Source organism: Frankia sp. KB5, assembly GCF_002099325.1.
Classification (GTDB): domain Bacteria; phylum Actinomycetota; class Actinomycetes; order Frankiales; family Frankiaceae; genus Frankia; species Frankia casuarinae.
The window spans coordinates 1-4,823 of sequence record NZ_MRUJ01000339.1; the positions used below are offsets into that span (position 1 = coordinate 1).

Below are 4,823 nucleotides of genomic sequence, written 5' to 3' on the forward strand. Positions count from 1 at the left end.
GGCCACGCCGCCCTGGCTGCTCTTCGGGAAACTTCTTGGATGAGGGTTTGATCCCCGATGGTGAATACGTGCCGACTGCAAGGAGGCTTCGGAATGAACTATCCGGCCGCGCCTCGCTGGAGTTCGTGCTCGGCAGACTTGGACACGCCCATGACGCCCATCCCGGCCATACGGCAAACAACTCTGGAACATCGCCTTCTGTGGAGGCTTTGCTTGAATTTGCCAACGAGACTCGACCGGATATCCTTGGATTCGACTGCGGATCACTTCACGGAATGTCAAGCCGCGAGCAGGACATCGACATTGAGCTCGTGCGTGACGTGTCCGTTGCCACAGGCCTCCCAGTAGTGCTGCACGGCTCGTCGGGAGTTCGAAGCGAGGCGATCCAGGAAGGGATCGATGCTGGAATAAGGAAAATAAATGTCGAGACGGCTCTCCGGAAGATCTACATGGCCTCCGTGCAGAGTTTTCTCGTGACCGGTGGGCCGGACTCAGGAAAACCTCGGTACCTCACAAGGGCGACGGACGAGGCATTGAGTGAGGCGTTTACCCATCTTCTGGAGGCATACACTATGAGGAGGTCCTAGGTCATGGCTGTTGTAAGTTCAGGTCAGGCTCAAATCGGATGGCCTATGCCTAGGTTCAAGCTTCCTGACTGCTTCGGAAATCTCGTGGCAAGTGATCAATACCGGGAAGCTTTGGGCCTTCTCGTCGTCTTCCTCTGTAATCACTGCCCGTACGTCCAGCATGTGGCGAACGAAATCTCCCGGTTCGCTTCGGAGTCGGYGGCTTCGCATATAGTCACGGTCGGGATCAACAGCAATGATCCGACACGATATCCTGAGGATGACGTTTTGCGCATGCGCGATGAGGTCGGTCGGCGAGGCTACACCTTCCCGTACCTGGTAGATGTAGGGCAGACTGTGGCCCGCGAGTTTGGCGCTGTATGCACACCGGATTTCTATTTGTTCGATAAGAATAGGCTCCTTTATTATCGGGGTCAGCTGGACGGGAGCCGTCCAGGTAACACCGAACCAGTAACCGGACAGGACCTCAGATTGGCCACGATCGGGATGCTGGCAGGCGAGCCGGCTCCTGCTCTGCAGACGCCGTCGATGGGATGCACCATAAAGTGGCGACGCGCCCAGGACGATATCTGAGCTGGGCGGCACAAGGGGCCGGCCAGCTCACGCGGATCCATCGGTCCAGAGCGTCAGGCGCCGCCGCTTAGTAGAAGATCGCTACCGCATGCCACAAGGTTTTTTCTCGCCATCGCCGTGAGACGCCGCGACAGAGTGAGGCCGATGATCTTCGAAGTTGATGCAATGCTGGAATCGCTTGTCAGAATGGTCGGCTGGGACGTCCCGCATCAGTTTGTTCCCGACATGTTGCTCCCCGTGCTCACCGAGGAGTGCGCGGCGCTGCGGTTGCCGGCACCGGAGCCGCTCGCTGGAAACCTCGTCGTGGGCGACCTCCCTTCCGCCAGGTTCGTACTAGCTGCCCATCTTGACGAGRCCTCCTTCAACGTGATCGAGGTCTATGACGGCCATGCGACGCTCGCTCCGTGCCACCGCTTCAGAACGCACGAGGTTCGACTACCCCTCACATTCGTTGGAGTCAGGCGGGGCCAGCCGGAGACCGTGGCCCACGGGATTGCGGAGGTCCTCGGCGACAGTCTCCGATGTTCAGATGTAGGTGATGTCCGGCTGGGAGACCGAGCGGTGTACAGGAACCCGACCGCGCAGAATGGTCGGGTCATCTCCGCCAAGGCAATCGACGACCGGGCCGGCGCCATTGCAGCCCTGCACGCCATGGCGGCTCTGGTGGAGCTTGGTGTGCCGTGCGCGGTTGCGCTTTCTGACGGCGAGCAGAACCTGCCCGACGGCTATTTTAGTCGGACTTTTCCGCACCTCCTGAGGAAGTTTCACAGGTCTGCTTTGGTGATATTCATCGACGGCATTTTTGGGGGTCGTTCGGGGCGATCCACATTCTCACTTCCGCCGTCCGAGGCCCTCGTCGTGCCACATTCAGGTGACGGCCGCGGTTACACGGTGCCTCCACGCCTGTTTGCCCGACTACGCGACGAGGTGATTCCGGGAGCCCGTTCCAAGGGAATCGATGTCCGGGTGTCTTGTGCATACCATAGCCGAGGCGACGACTGGGGGATGGTGACGAATCCGACCTCGGGTGTGAATCATGCGGGATTCTTCGTGAGTTTCGGTGGAACAGGCGACTCTCCGCAGGTGCGTGATATCGATATGAGGACCCTGCGTAACTGTGCGCGTTTCGCGGCCTATGCCGTCGAAGCCCTGGGCGGCGGTAAGGCGGCTGATGAGATAGGGTAGAATAGAAATACTGGCACCGGCGGCCCAGTCGCCGTGCGTGTTCACTCGATCGTGAGAGGTGCACTTGTGACCCTGAACGTCGCGGTTCTGACTTCGCACCAGGGCTCGAACCTTCGCGCGCTGCGGACGGCCTCGAACGAGGAGGGTGCCGGATTTGAGATTGCGCTCGCCATCTGCAACAACGGCGGGGCGCCCGCGCTCGCATTTGCCAAGGCTGCGGGGATTCCTGCGCTACATCTCTCTCGCAGGACCCATCCGGAGGCGGGTGCACTCGACGCCGCGATGTGCTCTGCGCTGGAGGATGCAGGTGTCGGACTGATTGTCACAGCCGGGTATCTGAGAAAGCTCGAGGCTCAGACTCTGGCACGATTTGAGGGCAAGATCATCAATGTTCACCCGGCTCCGCTTCCTGAGTTCGGCGGCCAAGGGATGTTTGGAGCGGCAGTACACGAGGCGATTCTGGCCTCCGGAGTCCGGGTGAGCGGACCCACTATTCATGTTGTGAATGCGGAATACGATGCCGGACCTGTAATCGCCCACGCTGACGTTCCGGTCCTGGCGGACGATACGGTGGATAGTCTCGCCGCGCGTGTTCTCGAGATGGAACACCGGCTACTTCCGGCCGTGGTCAGCAGAATCGCAGCTGGGGAGCCTTTTTCATTTCAGAACCCCTGGAGTCTTCAGGATATGACGGCCCAAGTGACCCGGTCTCGATGATGAATGTGCTACAGTGGAGCTCGGTAGCCGCGGTTCGCGAAGCCGGGCGTGGACGATGCCAGGCATGGGGGACGGCGACGAGCGCTGGGAGCTAGTCACAGGCCAGTGTCCGACTCGCCTCCACTGGTGATGCGGCGAACCAGCGAAGCGAAGCCGGCGTGTCCATTGGTACCAATATGTTGCAGCTTGTGGCGAGCAAGCAGCATTCCGAGCGAAACTCCAAGGTCTGGCCGGGGCGGCTCGTCGCAGAGCATCGAGAGGAGCCCTGCAGCGAACACGTCGCCGGCACCTGTCGAGTCCCTTATTTCCTTCTCGCCTAAACACCGCTGTGGGTAGAGGCGACTGGTGATCCGGCGACCCGATCGGCGGTGGATAGTGATCCCTGTAGGCCGTTTGACGACGACTGTAGCGGCGTTCCCTTTAGCCAGGTCCAGGATCCGCGCGACGATGTCGTCCGCGTGTTCGTCGCTGCCGGCTTGGCCCAGAAGCGTCATCTCGGCGGCATTGAGCAGCAGGTAGTCGGACAGGCCGACTGGCCCGAGGACAGCCTCGGACCTCTCCGCTGACATGGCGTGGCCGGGGTCGAACATAATTACCACGTCGGGATGGATGGCGCGTAGCGCGGCGAGTAGCTTGAGCAGCCGGGGTGGCCTGACCSGGTCGAAGAAGGATGTGACATGAACTACCCGGGCTCTGCGGAGGTAGGTGAGTAGCTCGTCGAAGCGCTGGTCGATGATGTCGCCTATCAGGACATTCGCTCCGGCGTGTGTAAGCAGTGTCCGTTCGCTGCCATCCAGCAGCGACAGGCAGGCGCCGTACACCGCGTCCTCCCGCATCTCGACCTTGTCGGTGTCCACACCGACACGCTGTAATTCGGCCACGCCTGACCGGGCCCGTGGCGGGACGCTGCCGGCCACACCAATAAATCCTAGCTGCAGGCCGAGTCCCAGTTGGGAGAGCGCATAGATCGTGTTGAATGCTGAGCCGCCGAACGACGCGGTCAGTGACGTCGGCTCGACATGCGCGAGGATGCCGTCAAGGATCCCGTCAGCGACGGCATTTTCTGCACCCCGGGTGATGGGAATCGAGTCGCCGCTGCGCGTAAGGAGCCGGCCGTCGAGGAGCAGCCGGCGAAGCCCGGAGTCCGCAGCGGCGTCCGCCAGGTAGTCAAGGTTCAGGGCGCCGATGCCGACGATGTCGAGGGGTGCTGGTGGGCTAGTGGTCGTCGCTGCAAGTTCGCCGGTTATGCGGCGAGGGCGAGGCCGCTGGCGGTCTTGAGGAGATCGGCGCGGGTGTACTTCCAGTCGAACGGGGCCGCGGTCTGGTTGTAKAGGTCCTGGAAGCCCATGACCCGGTCGCCGAGTGCGTCGAGGTCGGCGAAGTCCCCGCGTTCGATGGCCTTGCGCTGCAGGATCGAGAAGTAGATCTCCACCTGGTTCAACCAGGAGGCGTGGACCGGGAGGTGGACGAGCGTCGCGGTCGGATGGGCCGCGCTCATCCGGCGGATCGAGGTCTGGCCGTTGTGGGAGGAGCCGTTGTCGACGACCCAGAACACCCTGCGTGCCGAGGCGTAGGGCTCGGCCGTCATGACCTGGTCGACGAGCCGGTGAAACGGGGCGATGCCGGTGGTCGGCTCGATCCGGCCGATGACGTGGGCATGGTGGACGTCGTAGGCGGCGAAGTAGGCCAGGGTGCCGCCGCGTTGGTACTCGAACTCGACGCGCGGTCCGTGACGGGCCTGGGCGGGCGCGGTCGGGTGGC

At 62.0% G+C, this 4,823-nt stretch carries 6 protein-coding genes; 4 read left to right on the forward strand and 2 right to left on the reverse strand.

The features are described 5' to 3' along the window. The 4 genes from KBI5_RS23935 to purN form a co-directional block, all read left to right on the forward strand. Window positions 1–587: class II fructose-bisphosphate aldolase (locus KBI5_RS23935; protein ID WP_206745277.1), on the forward strand; the 587-nt coding region annotated here is incomplete at its 5' end. Window positions 588–632: 45 nt separating this feature from the next. Then, window positions 633–1,160, forward strand: coding sequence for a thioredoxin family protein (locus tag KBI5_RS28930; protein WP_347272537.1), 528 nt, complete (start codon window positions 633–635; stop codon window positions 1,158–1,160). Window positions 1,161–1,304: 144 nt separating this feature from the next. Beyond that, on the forward strand, window positions 1,305–2,345 hold the full coding sequence (locus KBI5_RS23945) for a hypothetical protein (RefSeq protein ID WP_133057148.1): 1,041 nt from the start codon (window positions 1,305–1,307) through the stop codon (window positions 2,343–2,345). 66 nt (window positions 2,346–2,411) lie between these two features. Continuing rightward, window positions 2,412–3,062: a phosphoribosylglycinamide formyltransferase gene (gene purN, locus KBI5_RS23950; protein ID WP_198537952.1), complete on the forward strand. Its 651-nt coding sequence runs from the start codon at window positions 2,412–2,414 to the stop codon at window positions 3,060–3,062. A gap of 95 nt (window positions 3,063–3,157) precedes the next feature. Here the strand turns inward: purN and KBI5_RS23955 are convergent, their stop codons facing one another. Then, on the reverse strand, window positions 3,158–4,366 hold the full coding sequence (locus KBI5_RS23955; RefSeq protein ID WP_085016561.1) for a PfkB family carbohydrate kinase: 1,209 nt from the start codon (window positions 4,364–4,366) through the stop codon (window positions 3,158–3,160). After that, the coding region (locus KBI5_RS23960; protein WP_198537954.1) for a transposase at window positions 4,306–4,823 on the reverse strand (518 nt) is incomplete at its 5' end. The genes KBI5_RS23960 and KBI5_RS23955, both read right to left, overlap by 61 nt.